At 62.9% G+C, this 15,129-nt stretch carries 16 protein-coding genes; 4 read left to right on the top strand and 12 right to left on the bottom strand.

Translation table 11 applies throughout. The features are described 5' to 3' along the window. Window positions 1–27 precede the first annotated feature (27 nt). A complete protein-coding gene (locus M2497_RS12665; RefSeq protein ID WP_248487801.1) occupies window positions 28–1,014 on the top strand; it encodes an NAD(P)H-quinone oxidoreductase in 987 nt (328 codons plus the stop codon). Here the strand turns inward: M2497_RS12665 and M2497_RS12660 are convergent, their stop codons facing one another. From M2497_RS12660 to M2497_RS12650, 3 genes are all read right to left on the bottom strand, one after another. After that, window positions 1,015–2,139 (bottom strand): alkene reductase, encoded by a 1,125-nt coding sequence (locus tag M2497_RS12660; RefSeq protein WP_248487800.1) that lies wholly within the window; start codon window positions 2,137–2,139, stop codon window positions 1,015–1,017. 79 nt (window positions 2,140–2,218) lie between these two features. Further along, window positions 2,219–2,896 carry a type 1 glutamine amidotransferase domain-containing protein gene (locus tag M2497_RS12655; RefSeq protein ID WP_058426953.1) on the bottom strand — a complete coding sequence of 226 codons (678 nt, stop codon included), beginning with the start codon at window positions 2,894–2,896 and terminating at the stop codon, window positions 2,219–2,221. After that, window positions 2,893–3,522, bottom strand: a complete 630-nt coding sequence (locus M2497_RS12650; RefSeq protein ID WP_248487799.1) for a TetR family transcriptional regulator — start codon at window positions 3,520–3,522, stop codon at window positions 2,893–2,895. Before M2497_RS12650 ends, M2497_RS12655 begins: the two co-directional genes overlap by 4 nt. Before the next feature lie 173 nt (window positions 3,523–3,695). Between M2497_RS12650 and M2497_RS12645 the strand changes: the two genes are divergently transcribed. After that, on the top strand, window positions 3,696–4,640 hold the full coding sequence (locus tag M2497_RS12645; RefSeq protein WP_248487798.1) for a GlxA family transcriptional regulator: 945 nt from the start codon (window positions 3,696–3,698) through the stop codon (window positions 4,638–4,640). On the opposite strand, the gene M2497_RS12640 is transcribed toward M2497_RS12645, so the two are convergent. Further along, window positions 4,618–5,124 (bottom strand): GNAT family N-acetyltransferase, encoded by a 507-nt coding sequence (locus tag M2497_RS12640; protein ID WP_071495187.1) that lies wholly within the window; start codon window positions 5,122–5,124, stop codon window positions 4,618–4,620. The two genes, M2497_RS12645 and M2497_RS12640, sit on opposite strands and share 23 nt — an antisense overlap. 168 nt (window positions 5,125–5,292) lie before the next feature. Between M2497_RS12640 and M2497_RS12635 the strand changes: the two genes are divergently transcribed. Further along, window positions 5,293–6,165, top strand: a complete 873-nt coding sequence (locus M2497_RS12635) for an undecaprenyl-diphosphate phosphatase (protein ID WP_248487797.1) — start codon at window positions 5,293–5,295, stop codon at window positions 6,163–6,165. Window positions 6,166–6,303: 138 nt separating this feature from the next. On the opposite strand, the gene M2497_RS12630 is transcribed toward M2497_RS12635, so the two are convergent. The 5 genes from M2497_RS12630 to M2497_RS12610 are packed head-to-tail and all read right to left on the bottom strand — an operon-like array spanning window position 6,304 to window position 10,786. Further along, on the bottom strand, window positions 6,304–7,266 hold the full coding sequence (locus tag M2497_RS12630; protein ID WP_248487796.1) for a Dyp-type peroxidase: 963 nt from the start codon (window positions 7,264–7,266) through the stop codon (window positions 6,304–6,306). Between the two features lie 50 nt (window positions 7,267–7,316). Continuing rightward, a complete protein-coding gene (locus M2497_RS12625) occupies window positions 7,317–8,135 on the bottom strand; it encodes a sugar phosphate isomerase/epimerase (protein WP_248487795.1) in 819 nt (272 codons plus the stop codon). A 1-nt stretch (window position 8,136) separates the two neighbouring features. Beyond that, a complete protein-coding gene (locus M2497_RS12620; protein ID WP_248487794.1) occupies window positions 8,137–9,336 on the bottom strand; it encodes an FAD-dependent oxidoreductase in 1,200 nt (399 codons plus the stop codon). Window positions 9,337–9,338: 2 nt separating this feature from the next. Next, window positions 9,339–9,659, bottom strand: a complete 321-nt coding sequence (locus M2497_RS12615) for a MocE family 2Fe-2S type ferredoxin (RefSeq protein ID WP_058426960.1) — start codon at window positions 9,657–9,659, stop codon at window positions 9,339–9,341. Between the two features lie 32 nt (window positions 9,660–9,691). Further along, window positions 9,692–10,786, bottom strand: coding sequence for a fatty acid desaturase family protein (locus tag M2497_RS12610; protein ID WP_248487793.1), 1,095 nt, complete (start codon window positions 10,784–10,786; stop codon window positions 9,692–9,694). Between the two features lie 162 nt (window positions 10,787–10,948). Between M2497_RS12610 and M2497_RS12605 the strand changes: the two genes are divergently transcribed. Continuing rightward, window positions 10,949–11,992 carry a LacI family DNA-binding transcriptional regulator gene (locus tag M2497_RS12605; RefSeq protein ID WP_179028742.1) on the top strand — a complete coding sequence of 348 codons (1,044 nt, stop codon included), beginning with the start codon at window positions 10,949–10,951 and terminating at the stop codon, window positions 11,990–11,992. Here M2497_RS12605 and rtcA read toward each other — a convergent pair. The 3 genes from rtcA to M2497_RS12590 are packed head-to-tail and all read right to left on the bottom strand — an operon-like array spanning window position 11,989 to window position 15,051. Then, on the bottom strand, window positions 11,989–13,014 hold the full coding sequence (gene rtcA, locus M2497_RS12600) for an RNA 3'-terminal phosphate cyclase (RefSeq protein ID WP_248487792.1): 1,026 nt from the start codon (window positions 13,012–13,014) through the stop codon (window positions 11,989–11,991). The two genes, M2497_RS12605 and rtcA, sit on opposite strands and share 4 nt — an antisense overlap. Window positions 13,015–13,022: 8 nt before the next feature. Continuing rightward, entirely contained in the window at window positions 13,023–13,811 is a 789-nt protein-coding gene (locus M2497_RS12595; RefSeq protein WP_248487791.1) for a nucleotidyltransferase domain-containing protein, read from the bottom strand. A 13-nt stretch (window positions 13,812–13,824) separates the two neighbouring features. Further along, window positions 13,825–15,051, bottom strand: a complete 1,227-nt coding sequence (locus M2497_RS12590) for an RtcB family protein (protein WP_248487790.1) — start codon at window positions 15,049–15,051, stop codon at window positions 13,825–13,827. Window positions 15,052–15,129: the final 78 nt, after the last annotated feature.

The following is a 15,129-nucleotide window of genomic DNA, read 5'->3' as shown; positions in this document are numbered from 1 at the left end:
CCATCGAAAATACTCAGGATTCGCCCAATGACCCTGCCCACCGACATGACCCTGATTGAAATCACCACGCCCGGCGGCCCCGAGGTGCTCAAGCCGCGCCAGGAACCGGTGCCCTCCCCGGCCCCCGGCGAAATCCTGGTCCGCGTGCACGCCGCCGGGGTCAACCGCCCCGACGCCTTGCAACGTGCCGGCAAGTACCCGATGAAACCCGGCTTCAGCCCGATTCCCGGCCTGGAAGTGGCCGGCGAAGTGGTCGCGCTGGGCGCAGGGGTCAGCGAATACGCAATCGGCGACAGGGTCTGCGCCCTGACCAACGGCGGCGGCTACGCCCAATACTGCGCGGTGCCCGCCAGCCAGGCGTTGCCGGTTCCCGAAGGCATGGAGTGGATTCAAGCCGCCGCCATCCCGGAAACCTTTTTTACCGTGTGGGCCAACCTGTTCGGCATCGGCGGCGCGCACAAGGGCCAGCGCGTGCTGATCCACGGCGGCACCAGCGGGATCGGCACTACCGCGCTGATGCTGTGCCGCGAGTTCGGTATCCAGGCATTCGCCACCGCCGGCAGCGAAGAGAAATGTGCGGCCATCCGTGCCTTGGGCGCTGAAGCGATCAATTATCGCGAGCAGGATTTTGCCGAGGTGATCGGAGATCAAGGCGTCGATGTGATCCTCGACATCATGGGCGCCTCCTACCTCAACAATAACCTCAAGGCGCTGGCCATGGACGGACGCCTGGTGATGCTCGGCTTCCTCGGCGGCGCCAAGGCCAATGACGTGGACCTGCTGACCATCCTCGGCAAACGCGCCATCGTCACCGGCTCGTTGCTGCGTGCCCGCACCAAGGACGAGAAAGCCGCCATCGCCGAGCAACTGCGCGAGCATGTATGGCCGGTGCTGTCAGCCGGGCGCTGCCTGCCGATGATCGACCAGGTGTTCGATTACACCGAGGCCGATCAGGCGCATGCGCGGATGGAAGGTGGCGATCACATTGGCAAGATTGTGTTGCGGGTGGTTTGATTACCCGGCGAACACCGGGTAGTCGACGTAACCCGCTTCGCCGCCCCCATACATCCCTTCCGCCCGTAGCGGGTTAAACGGCCAGTCGTTGAAAATCCGCTGCGGCAAGTCCGGATTGGCGATGAATGGCCGGCCGAACGCGATCAAATCCGCCAGCCCTGCTTCAACCAGATCAGCACCGCGTTCAGCGGTGTAGCGACCGGCGTAGATGATCCGCCCGCTGAAGGTGTCCCGTACCGCTCGGCGGAACGATTCGGGCAATACCGGGGCGTTATCCCAATCGGCTTCGGCAATCGACACATAGGCAATGCCCGACGCTTCCAGCACCTTGATCGCTTCGATATAGGTGTGGTGCGGGTCGTCTTCCACCAGGCCGATGTACACCCGGTCCTGGTCGGTGCCGCTGAACAGCGGCGAGAAACGCACACCCAGGCGCTCTGGCCCGACCACGGCGGTCACCGCTTCGACGATCTCGCGCAGGAAGCGCAGGCGGTTGTGCAGCGAGCCACCGTATTCATCCTCACGCTGGTTGGAATGGGCGGAGATGAACTGGTTGACCAGGTAACCATTCGCCGAGTGGATCTCCACCCCGTCGAACCCGGCATCCAATGCATTGCGCGCCGCCTGGGCGTAGTGCCCGACCAGCTCCTCGATCTCCAGGGTGGTCAACGCTCGCGGCACCGGCGGTTGCTTCAACTCACCCTCGCCCGGCGCGGTTTCGATGAAGGCCTTGGCCTGCAATGCCTGGAGCGCAGACGGTGCCACTGGTGCGGCGCCGTCCGGTTGCAAGGCGTTATGGGACACCCGACCGACATGCCACAACTGGGCAAAGATCACCCCGCCTTCGGCATGCACCGCCTCGGTGACCTTGCGCCAGCCGTCGATCTGCGCCGGCGTATAAATACCCGGCGTCCACGCGTAACCTTGGCCACGCGGTTCAATCTGCGTACCCTCACTGACCATGAAGCCGGCACTGGCGCGCTGGCGGTAATACTCGGCCATCAAGTCAGTGGCGATATCGCCCGGCTGGGCGCTGCGCTGGCGCGTCAACGGTGGCAGCACAATACGGTTGTTCAGCGTGTGGTGCCCCAGTTTTACCGGGGTACTTAAAATAGAGTGATTCATTGAATAATGTCCAAATAGCGGGCGCGCTAAAGCATTGGCGACTTATACAAGTCGCCGATGCATACAGCGGTTTATTGAGTTAAGCGGTGAGTTTCAGCAGGGCCTTGGCGACATCGCTGGAGCTGCCGGGGTTTTGCCCGGTGACGAGCAAGCCGTCGGTAATGACAAAGGACTGCCAGTCAGCGCCTTTCTCATACAGGCCACCCAGCTTCTTGAACTCGTCTTCCACCAGGAACGGCACCACATCGGTCAATTCCACGGCGGCCTCTTCCGAGTTGGAGAAACCGGTGACGCGACGGCCCTTGACCAGCGGCTCACCGTTGACCGCCTTGACATGACGCAAGGCACCCGGTGCATGGCAGACAAAGCCGATCGGCTTGCCGGCACGTTCGAAGGACTCGATCAACGCGATCGACACCGGCGATTCCGCCAGGTCCCACAGCGGGCCGTGACCGCCTGGGTAGAACACCGTGTCGAAGTCATCGGCGTTGACCGAATCCAGCTTCAGCGTGGTCGCCAGGGCCTGTTGCGCGGCTGGGTCGGCAGCGAAGCGGTGGGTCTGTTCGGTCTGGAAGTCCGGCAGGTCGCTGACCGGGTCCAGCGGCGGCTGGCCACCGGCCGGGGAAACCAGCACCACGTCGGCGCCGGCGTCCTTGAACGCGTAATAGGGTGCGGCAAATTCTTCGAGCCAGAAGCCGGTCTTGCGCCCGGTATCGCCGAGCTGGTCGTGAGAGGTCAGTACCATTAATACTTTCATTTTCCAGTGCCTCGATAGGTGTGAGTGTCAGTGTCGTGCGGATGCCCCAACAACTGTCGGGTCAACCCCAGCGCCTGGTCGAACGGCGCCGCTGTACGGGTGATCTTGCTCATGACGCTGGTCCCCAGCCACAACGCATACAGGCGCTGGGCCAGGCTTTCGGGGTGTTGCGTAAGCGTTACCGAGCCGTCTTCGACACCCTGCTGCAAGGCCTCGGCGAGCAGCCCGATGGTGCGTGCGGTGCCGCGTTGCAGGGCCAGGCGCATCGGCTCTGAAAGGTCTGACACCTCGGCACCGAGTTTGACGGCAAGGCATTTGCCCGCGTCGGTGCAGCCGGTCTGGTTGTTGATCCAACTGTGCCAATAACGCATCAGCTTGGCGTGCTGGCTCATGCCCGGCTGTTCAAACAACTGCTGCATGCCCTGCACGTAGTGGTCGAAGTAGTGGTCAAGCAATACAACGCCAAACGCATCTTTAGAGTTGAAGTAGTGATAAAACGAACCTTTGGGGACTTCGGCGGCTTGCAGTATTTCGTTCAGGCCCACCGCAGAAAATCCTTTGCGACCGACAATACGTTGCGCGGTATCCAGAATGGTCTGTCTTGCACTTTTGGTTTCGCTGCTCATGCTTGATCCCGTCCGATTAGACCAGTCGTCTAGTTCGTTGAGGGAATGTTAGGAGTCGGGGCTATCGCGCACAATGTCAGATCCGCAAGGATTCCGGACATGCCGCGAAGGCAGTTGCCGTTTACCCGGCACGCGCCGACAATCCCCTCTCCCCCGCCCCTTGGAGAATGACGATGCACAGCGTTGCGCTGATGGTTTACCCGAACTTCCAATCCCTGAGCCTCAGCCTGGGTTCGGTGTTCGAGTGCGCGAACCTGCTGCGCGGCGAGCCGGCCTATGAGTTCCACCTGGTGTCGGAGAGTGGCGGCGCGGTGATGACGTCTCAGGGCTTTTCCGTGAACACCACAGCGATCCGGCCGCAGGGCTACGACACGCTGATCGTCAGCGGTTACCTGGAATTCCGCCTGCCGGAAGCCAACCTGCTCGAACTGGTCAAGGCCGCCTCCGCCCAGTCGCGGCGCGTGGCCTCGCTGTGCATGGGCATCTTCGTGCTGGCCGAAGCCGGTCTGCTCGAAGGCAAGCGCACCACCACCCACTGGATTCACGCACCGGCCTTTCGCAAGCGCTACCCGGACATTCGCCTGGAAGAAGACAAGCTGTTTATCGTCGACGGCCAGGTGTGGACCGGTGCCGGCATGAGCGCCGGCGTGGACCTGGCGTTGGCCATGGTGGAGAACGACCTGGGCAGCGACCTCGCCCGGCGCATTGCGCGCAAACTGGTGATTGCCCAGCGTCGCGGCAGTGAGCAATCGCAACTGTCGGCGCTGTTGGAGTTGGACCCCAAGTCAGACCGCGTGCAACTGGCCCTGGCCTACGCCCGTGAGAACCTGACCCACGACCTCTCGGTAGAAGCCCTCGCCGATGTGGCCCGGCTGAGCCCACGCCAATTCAGCCGGGTATTCCGCGAGGAAACCGGGCAGACACCGGCCAAAGCCATCGAAGCCCTGCGTGTGGAAGCCGCCCGGGCGCTGATGGAAACCAGCCGCCACCCGGTCGAGGTGGTGGCCCGCGAAACCGGCTTTGGTGATCGCGAGCGTATGCGCCAGGCGTTTTTAAGGGCGTTCGGCCAGCCGCCGCAGGTGATGCAGCAGGCTTTTAATGCAGCGCCGCCCGCGTGATCAGGTAACTGACCAACTGCGGGTCATCCTCCAGCTCTATCGTCTGCACCGGGCGCGGCAGGTTATCCAGCACCGAGCGCCAGAACGCCTGTGACACTTCGTCCTGGTCATAGAACCGCACCAGCCAATTGGCCTGGCCGCTGCACAGCACCTGGCTGGCAATGGCGCGACCAATGCCTTTGCGGCGGTAGCGCTTGAGGATGAACAGGTCGGCCAGTTCCAGGGCGTCGATGCCTGGCAGTTCGCTGCCTTCGATCAGCAGGAAGCCGGCGATGTAGCCATCCACCAGCAGCAGGTTGGCGCTCCATTGCGGGTCTTGCCAGTAGCGGGCCAGGTGTTCGTCATGGATATAGAAACGGCCATCGGCCTCCACATCTTCCTGTTCCCAATCGGACGATTCATAGGCGTAGTACTGGTAGAGATTACGGATCAGCTCGGCTTCTTCGGGGCCGGTCTGGATCAATTCGACGGTGGTTTCAGGCATGGGGCTCTCGGTGAAAAAACGCAGGGCGCCATTGTTCACAAAACACGGGCAGAGGCCAACCTTTCTACTTGCTGAACCGATTGCAAATAGGTGTTGCCTCTGCCGAAACCTTGAAACATTTCGAATAAACTTCGTGAAATTTGCCTCTGCTCTTCAAGGACACCTATTTTGACCAACATGTGTACCGCCGGCCTGGATGTGGGTTTTGCCTCCCTGGATTACCTGCAGATCTTCATCCTGGGCGTGATCCAGGGCATTACCGAACTGCTGCCGGTGTCGTCCACCGCCCACATGCGCGTGGTGCCCGCCCTGCTCGGCTGGCAGGACCCCGGTTCGGCGTTTTCCGCGGCCATGCAACTGGCGGCGCTGGCGGCGGTGGTCAGTTACTTCTGGCGCGATGTGCGCCAGGTCACCACCGGCAGCATCGGCGCGGTGCGTCGGGGTGACTACAACGACCGTTGGTTCAAGCTGGCGGTGGCGATCGTGCTGGCGACCATCCCCATCGGGATTGCCGGCCTGGCGCTGTCCTCGACCTTAAATGCGTGCAACTCGCCGCTGCGCGGGCTGATGGTGATCGGCATTTCCTGCGTGGTCATGGCGGCGTTGCTGGCGGTGGCCGAAGTGCGCGCACGCCACACCCGCGAAGTGAGCGAAATGCGCCTGCGCGATGCGTTGATCGTGGGGATTGCGCAGATTGGTGCTTTGATTCCGGGCGTATCGCGCTCCGGTTCCACCCTGACCGCTGCCCTGTTCCTCAATTTCAAGCGTGAGGAAGCGGCGCGCTTCTCCTTCCTGCTGGGCTTGCCGGCCATCGCCCTCGCCGGGCTGAAGGAGTTGTGGGTGTTGCTGCATGCCGACATGCCGGCGCATGCCTGGCCGCACTTGCTGTTCGGTCTGATGGTGGCGAGCGTCTCGGCATTCTTCGCGATCTGGGGCCTGATGAAGTTCCTGGAGCGGTTCTCCACTTGGCCGTTCGTGATCTACCGTGCGCTGCTGGGGGTGTTCCTGATTGTGGCGGTCAGCACTGGGCTGTTGAGCTGACCCAACACAAATCTCAAACCACCAATAATCCAATGTGGGAGGGGGCTTGCCCCCGATTGCGCAGTGTCAGCTGCATATAAGTTGACTGACACACAGCTATCGGGGGCAAGCCCCCTCCCACATTTGTTCTGTGTTGCCTTACAGACTGCCGGTTCGCTCGGCCAATTCTTCCAGCAGGTCAGCCGAGGGCACGAAAAACAAGCCGCCGGTGACTGCCGTGCTGAAATCCAGCAGGCGGTCATAATTGCCGGCCGGGCGGCCGACGAACATGTTCTCCAGCATCAATTCCAGGGGCTGCGGCGAACGCGCATAACCGATGAAGTAGGTGCCAAACTCCCCGGCACCCGGCCGGCCAAAGGGCATGTTGTCGCGCAGGATCTTCACTTCTTCGCCGTTCTCGTCGGTGATGACGGTCAATGCGCTGTGGGAGTTGCTTGGCTTGGCTTCTTCATCCAACTCGATATCCGACAATTTGGTGCGCCCGATCACTTTCTCCTGGGCCTCCACCGTCAAACCGTTCCAGGCGGTCATGTTGTGCAGGTACTTCTGCACCAGCACGTAGCTGCCGCCGCGAAACTCGCGGTCTTCATCGCCGACGATGGTGAAACCCTCGGCCTTGCGCCCTACCGGGTTCTCGGTGCCGTCGACAAAGCCGATGATGCTGCGCATGTCGAAATAGCGGAAACCCTGGACCTCATCCACCACCTTCACGCTGTCGCCCAGGGCCGCCATGATATGGGTGGCCAGTTCGAAGCACAGGTCCATCTGTTCGGCGCGGATATGCAGGAGGATATCCCCCGGTGTCGACACGGCCATGCGCCCTGCCACGCCGAACTCACGGAACGGGTGCAACGCCGCCGGGCGTGGCGCGCCGAACAGGCGGTCCCAGGCGTCCGAGCCAAACCCGCAGACGCAGGTCAGGTTGCCCGCCGGCACGCGCTTGCCCACCGAGCGCACCAGCCCGGCGATATCGGCGCACCAGGCGCGTACCCTGTCCTCGCTGCCGGGGGTGACAGTGGCGACCATGAAAATCGCGCTGCTGGTGATCGGGTGGCACACGGACTGCGGTTCCAGGGGCGGCTGAACGGAGGATGGGGTCATGGTGAAAGTCCAGGCTAAAGGGCGAGATTGAACCCGCGCAGATTAGCAGATCATTTCTGACAACTGCGCCACACCTCACGCATCAGCCCCTGCATCTTCAGCGCTTCGGCCCAGCGATCGCTGATCTCGCGGCCGTCCGCACCGGTGATCGCATAGGGCGGCGGGCCGAGTTCGCAGGTAAAGGACAGGCTCTGCGGCGTCTGCGGGCGGGCCAGCCAGTCTTCGATCCCGTAGCGCCACCACTCGGTAAACCGCTGCACCCAGGCTTGGTGCTGGGGGAAGTCCAACGACACCTGCACCTGCTCGCTACTGGCCACGCGACCATGGAAACCCCAGCTGTTGCGCAGGATGCGGCGTATCTGCGCATCGTCCTCGGCGGCGCCAGGCTCCGGCAGTTCACGCCCGACCACGTAGTGGGACAGGTCGGCCAGCAGCTTCAGATCGGGCATCTGTGCCAGCAGGTCCAGGGTGAACAGCAGGTCGTTGGTGAGGCGATAACGGTGGGTTTCCAGCAGCACCGGGAACGCTACCTGCTCAGCCAGCCGCTGCCAGCCTTCCACCAGTCGGGCCGCTTCGGCCTGGGTGCGTGGGCGCACGTCGGCTTGCAGGGTGAGGTGGTGGCAGCCGTAGGCGCTGATCACATCCAAAGCGGCGGCTAGGTCATCCACCGATTGCGGGAACAGCTGGCCTTCGATCTGCAAGCCTTGCGCCGTGGCGGCGGCGTGCAGGCGGGCGACATCGGCGGGTTTGAAGTAATGGTCGGTAATGCCGTCAAAACCGGCGGCCTTGATGCGCTCGAGTTGAGCCTCGAGTGGACCGGGTTCGGTCTGCATGGCCCACAGGGATTGGAACACCAGGAATTGGCGCATATCAGCCTCGCAGCAGGTGTTTGAGGGAAAGTTCGGGGTCGGCCAGGCTGGCGGGATCGAGTGACAGTCGCGCGCTGATCAGGCGCTCGCAGAGTTTGATGTCCTTGGCCACGCTGTTGCCGGGTGCCCATCCGCAGGCACCTTGCACGCGGTGATTGGCGTCCAGGTAAAACAGCAGCAAGCCACCGCTCGCCAATGGCCGGCTGACCGTCAAGGGCGTGATCACGCCGACGGTCTGCAAGCCCCAGTCGTACTGGTCGGACCAGAACCCGGGGAGCGCCTCGAACGGCACATCGCGGCCCAGCAGGTTCAATGCCGCATGCCGGCCCTGGACCTCGGCGTTGCGCCAGGTTTCCTGGCGCTGATAGAGGCCATCCAGGCGAAACTCACACACGTCACCGGCGGCATAAATATCCGGCGCGCTGGTGCGCAGGTGCGTATCCACGCGTATGCCCTGCCCCACGTCCAACCCCGCCGCCGTGGCCAATTCGATATTGGGTTGCATGCCGATGCCGACCACTACCAGGTCGCAGGGTAAGCGCTGCCCGTCCACCAGCAGCACGGCGTCGGCCTGGATCGACTCCAAGGCCACCTTCAGGCGAACGTCGACGCCGTGCTGGCGATGCAAGGCCAGCAGCGCCTCAGAGATAACCGGCGGCAACACCCGGCCCGCCAATCGCGGCCCGGCTTCAAGCAGGGTTACCTCACAGCCCAGGCCACGTGCCGTCGCCGCCACTTCCAGGCCGATGAATCCGCCGCCGACCACCACCAGCCGCGTCCCGGCCTTCAGCGCAGCGCGCAGGGCCAGCGCTTCATCGTGGGTACGCAGGTAGAGCAGGTTGGCCTGCTCCTGAGGCAAGCGGCGCGCCCGCCCCCCGGTGGCCAGCAGCAGTCCGGCGTACCGCAGCCATTGGCCATCGGCCAGTTGCAGGCGATGCTGTTGCGGCTGCAACTGCGTCACCGGGTTAGCGGCGATGTGCTCAATGCCCAACTCGGCCAGCCGGACGCTGTCGCACAGGCTGCAGCCGGCCAGGTCCGTCGTGCCCTGCAACACGCCTTTGGACAGCGGCGGCCGTTCATAGGGCAAGTGCGGCTCATCGCCGATCAGGATCAGGCGCCCGGTGTAACCCTCTTCGCGCAGGGTCAGCGCCGCACGGCCACCGGCATGGCCGGCGCCGACGATGATCAAGGGATCGTTCATGATCAGGCCGTGACGGCGAGCAACACCCGCCCCGCTTCGACCCGCACCGGGTAAGTCTTGAGGTTGACGCACACCGGCGCGCCGAGGGCCTTGCCGGTGCGGTAATCGAAGCGCCCGTTGTGCTTGGGGCACTCGATCACGTGGTCCATCACCAGGCCGTCGGCCAGGTGGATTTTCTCGTGGGTGCACAGGCCGGCGGTGGCGAAAAATTCATTCTCGGCCGAGCGATACACCGCGTAAGTGTGCGGCCCGTGGTCGAAGCGCAGCACGTCTTCTTCGTCTATTTCGCCCACGGCGCAGACGTCGATCCATTGATCGTTCATGGCGTTTTCTCTTGTGCTTGGAGGGGGGGGGGTCAGCCAGCAGCGGTTTCTGCATGCACCGGCGCATGGGCGGCCGGATGCGTGTTCGGGTGAATCGGACGCTGGACGAAATAGGTGGGGTCGCTGCGCTGCTTCCAGATGGTCGGCAGGATCTCCTTGTACGCCTCGAACAGGTTGGCGTAGGGCGGCGGGCAGTCGCTGCGGATTTCTTCGTGCAATTGCGCGAGTGCGTGGTACGGCACCATCGGGTACATGTGGTGTTCGAGGTGGTAGTTCATGTCCATGTAGATAAAGCGCAGCACGCGGTTCATGTAGATGGTGCGGCAATTGCTGCGGTGGTCGAGTACGTCTTCAGCCAGGCCGACATGCTGCGTGAGGCCGAACAGATAGCCGAGCCAGGCGCCATAAATACTCGGCAAGCCCACCAGCATCAGCGGCAGCCAGCTGTGCAGGTACAAGGCGGTGCCGATCACCACGGCATAAATTCCAACCCAGATGCGCGCGGCACGGAACACCTTGGGCCATTCGGATTCGGGGATGAAGTCCGCTTCCTGGGCACTCATCTTGCCGATGGCGTGGCGCGCCACGCCGCTGAAGGTCTTCCAGGCCAGGGGCAGGTTGAACAGGCTCAGGCCCATCATCAGGAAGCTCGGCGGACGCGGTTCGACGATCTCCGGGTCACGGCCGACCACGATGGTGTCGGTATGGTGCCGGGCATGGCTCCAGCGCCACACGTGGGGTTCGAAGATGCACATGAAGCTGGCGACCTGGTACAGCACGTCGTTCATCCAGCGGGTCTTGAAGGCGGTGCCGTGGCCGGTTTCATGCCAGCGCGGGTTGGACGCGGTGCCATACAGCACGCCATAGACGAGGAAGAACGGCACGCAGGCCCAGGTGCCCCAGAACCAGTAGCCACCAAAACCGCTGGCAAACAGTGCGATCACCCAGATCGCCGTGTCGAGCAGTGCCGGGCCGTCACGGCGTTGCATCAGTTCTTTCATGCGTTTACGCGAGATCGGCGATTGGTACCAACTGGCCGAGACCAGGCCTTTTTCAACGGCGCGGGCGGCTTCGGGGCCGGTGAGGCTGTAGTCGCGGCGGGCGATAGGAGCGGTGTGTCCAGGCATTGTTATTGTTCTCCACAAGCGGGTGGTTTCTGGTGCTGTGTGAAACCCACCTTAGAGAACCGGTTATTCACCCTCAAGGCCTTGAATCCATTCCCTATCAAGCTATCATCCAGGCCCAGCGGGGCTTGATAGTTTTCTATCAAGACGCTCAAGGGGCCAGTCATGAACAACAACAAACGCCCAACCATCGCCAGCGTGGCCGCCCAGGCTGGGCTGAGTGTGGCCACCGTCGACCGCGTGTTGAATGCGCGGGCGCCGGTCAATCCCGAGACCGCCGAGCAGGTGTTCCAGGCGGCCGAAGCGGTGGGGTATTTCGCGGCGCGGCTGATCGGCCAGCGCATTCGCGAACGTCGGCCGACCTATCGTTTCGGCATCCTGTTGCTGGCCACCGCCCAGGCGTTCTATGCCAGCCTGGCGCAGGCAATCAGCACGGCTGCCGAACAGCATGCCAACGCCAACCTGACGTGCCAGTTCGAGTACATCGTGGATCGCTCGCCCAGCGCCATCGTCGCGCAGATCGAACAACTGGCCGTGCAGTGCGATGGCCTGGCGGTGGTCAGCTTCGCGCACCCGCTGATCAACGCGTGCCTGGCGCAGATCCGCGCAGCCGGCGTGCCGGTGGTCGCCCTGCTCTCGGATATCCACGAACAGGCCGATGAACCCTACGTGGGCCAGGACAATCATGTGGTCGGCCGCACCATGGGCTGGTTGCTCGCCCGCACCTGCGGCGCGCGCAAAGGCAGCGTGGGCATCCTGCTCGGCGGCCATCGTTTTCTCGGCCACCAGGCACGGGTCGAAGGCCTGCACAGCTACCTGGCCGAGCACGCGCCGGGGCTCAAGCCGCTGGAGCCGTTGATCAACCTGGACAACTGCGACATCACCGAAGAAGCCACCCTCGACCTGATCAGCCGCCACAGCGACCTGCGCGGCCTGTGCGTGGTGGGCGGCGGCGGCGACGGCATCATCAGCGCCCTGGCGCAGTTGCCCAAGCGGCCAGCGCTGTGTTGCATCCTGCAGGAGTCCACCGAGCTGTCGCGCCAGGCGCTGCGCCAGGGCTTGATCGATGTGGTGATGGACTCGCAACCGGGGCAGACGGCGACGGCGTTGGTGCAGTTGATGGTGGAGTTGCAGAGTGCGCAAGGGTTCGATCCGGCGCGGCAGCGGGTGTATATACCGCCGCAGATTGTGACGTCGGAGAACCTCTAGCGGGCGCGGCACTCGATGATCAAGCCGCCCTCCTCCCGCACGTGACTCTCAATCCGCACGGGCAGGAAGCGTTGGATCACCTGCATATTGCTGTGCAGATGGTCGCTCATATGCGGTGTGGTGAAACGACCACCGCCAGCCAATGCCATCGGCAACAACAATTGATCGGCCAGATGTTCGCCCACCGCCGTGTCGGTGCCGTTCCATTCCATGGCCTGCTCGATCGCCTGGTCAGCCACCGTCTCGGCGCGCAGGTTGGCCTGGCCAAAAGCGCTGAACACTTCGGTGACGTGTTCGTGGACATACTCCAGCATCAGCACGTTGCCCGGACCTTGTTCCGGGTCGATCTCAATCGGGCACAACTGGGACTCATCGAACGACAAGCGCTGGCGCACGCGTTTGAACTCGCGTTCGCTGACCTGGGCAGGCAACCCGGCATTCAGCGTTATCGCCCGGGCTTCGAGCAGTTTTCCGCGCTGCATCAACTGCAACGGTGCCAGTTGCGCTGGCTGAATGAACGCCTCCAACTCACCACCACCGGCGGGCACAAACCCATACCGGTTCAAGCTCAATTCGATAGCCGCGCCCATGCGCCGCAACAGCGGAAGCCAGGCACGCTGCAAAAAGTCCACCGGCGGTGCCAGCGGATTGTGGGTGCCGCCGCAGATCGTCACGCGACTGGCCGTGGGCGCGCGCAGCAAGGCCGGCAGCAGGGTCTGCAACACCAGGGTGCAACTGCCGGCGGTGCCGATGCTGAAGCGGTATTCACCGCCTTGAATCGGCCCCGGCTCGAACACCAGGGATTGCGAGCCCAATTGCGCACCGTGTACCTGGGCTCCACAGACTTGCGCCGCCGCCAGCACAGCGGTCAGGTGTTGGCGCATCAACCCCGGCCGGCTGCGCTTGGCGCGAATATTTTTAATCCGCAGGGTCAGCCCGGTCACCATCGACAAGCTCAGGCCACTGCGCAGTACCTGGCCACCGCCGATGGTGCCGTCGAGTTCAATCACGTCCTGTTTCATCGTCATCCTTAAGCAAAGCGTTTGACCGTGTCCCGCAGGTACTGGTCCAGTTGTTGTGAATCCGCATGGGTGCGTGGCAATCCAGGCACGCTGCGTTCCAATTCAGCTTGTATGTACGCGTGCAGCGCCGGACGCCGAGGCCCGTAGGCCGCTTCCCCGGCATTGCGTTTCAACGCCAGCAGGGTTGCCACTTCATCGAGCAGTTGCGCGTCATCCACGGTGCTCAACAAGTCGGCGAACGTCATCGGCGGGCGGCCCAGGCCGAGGTCGATCCAACGCACCGCGAGTAATGGCCGCAGCACGTAGAAGTACTTCTTGAACCGCACCGTGTCGCCTTGCAGGTAACCACGGAAGTTTTTCTTGGCCATTGACAGATAATGACTGCGCGCCGCTGGCGGGCTGTAGAACGTCTCGGCCAAGGCGCGCAACGGCTGTGTGGCCTCGACGTGCTGGCGATACACCAGCGGCGAGTCCAACCATTCCAGCAACGTGGGATTGGATTTGCGCAGCAGGCCCAGGGTCTTGCGCAACTCCCAGCCACTGACATCCAATTCGTCATCCAACGGACGCTCGATCACATCGCGCGGCGCATCTACCTGCATGAACCAGTCGGGTTTTTCCACGTAGACAAAGCGCACATCATAGTCGCTGTCGGTGGACGCAAACCCCCAGGCCCGGCTGCCGGACTCACAGGCATACAGCACCGTGACATTGCGTTCGCGCTCTATGCAGTCAAGCTCCTGTAGCACCCGCGCGCGCATGGCGTCGCTCAATGGGTGGCGTTCATCCTTTTGCATCTTGCTTCCCCTCTTAGCCTTTGACGCACACCACTTGGCGCAAAGTGTGCAGCACTTCCACCAGCTCGCGCTGGGCGTGCATAACCTGGTCGATGTCCTTGTAGGCCATCGGAATTTCGTCGATCACATCGGCGTCCTTGCGGCACTCCACATGGGCGGTGGCGCGGATCTGGTCGGCCACGGTGAAGGTGTTCTTCGCCTTGGTGCGGCTCATGGTGCGCCCGGCGCCGTGGCTGCAGGAACAGAACGACTCTTCGTTACCCAGCCCACGCACAATGAAGCTTTTGGCGCCCATGGAGCCTGGGATAATCCCCAGTTCACCTTTCTTCGCCGACACCGCACCTTTACGCGTAACCAGGATCTCTTCGCCGAAGTGCCGCTCTTTCTGCACGTAGTTGTGATGACAGTTCACGGCCTCCAGCGCCACTTCAAACGGTTTGCTGATCACCTGGCGCGTGGCCTGGACCACCGCACGCATCATCAACTCACGGTTCTGCCGGGCAAAATCCTGCGCCCAGCCCACGGCTTCCACGTAGTCATCGAAGTGCTGGCTGCCCTCTTCGAAGTACGCCAGGTCGCGGTCAGGCAAGTTGGCCAGGTGTTGACGCATGTCCGCCTGGGCCAGTTGGATAAACAGGTTGCCGATGGCATTCCCCACTCCACGCGAGCCGCTGTGCAACATGAACCACACACGGTTGGCTTCATCCAGGCACACCTCGACGAAATGGTTGCCGGTGCCCAGAGTGCCCAAGTGGTGGCGGTTGTTGCTGCGTTCCAGTTGCGGGTACTTGTCGGTGATCGCCTTGAAGCGTGGGTGCAGCGCCGACCACACCTGATCGGCCTGGGCCGGTACATGTTCCCAAGCACCTTTGTCGCGGCCCTGGCGGCTGCGGGTACGACCATGGGGCACCGCGGCCTCGATGGCGCAACGCAGACCGTGGAGGTTGTCGGGCAAGTCGCCGGCCATCAATGTGGTACGCGCAGCGATCATGCCGCAGCCGATATCCACGCCCACTGCTGCCGGGATGATCGCGCCCACGGTGGGGATCACGCTGCCGATGGTCGAGCCCTTGCCCAGGTGCACATCCGGCATCACCGCCAGGTGCTTGAAGATGAACGGCATCTGGGCGGTGTTCATCAATTGCTTGCGCGCCTCAGGCTCCACAGGCACGCCCTGGGTCCAGAGTTTGATCGGCTTGCCGTTGGCGACTTCCAGCAGTTGGTAGGTGTTCTCTTGCATGATCTCGATTCTTTTTTTAAAAGCCGGCACTGCGGCGTTGGCTGGGATATAGCAGCGGGCGTGCCAGGTTTTTCCATA

Source organism: Pseudomonas sp. CYM-20-01 (genome assembly GCF_023169845.1).
In the GTDB taxonomy this organism is placed as follows: domain Bacteria; phylum Pseudomonadota; class Gammaproteobacteria; order Pseudomonadales; family Pseudomonadaceae; genus Aquipseudomonas; species Aquipseudomonas azotoformans.
Note: the sequence above shows the minus strand (reverse complement) of the source record. Positions and strands in the feature narration are given on the sequence as shown.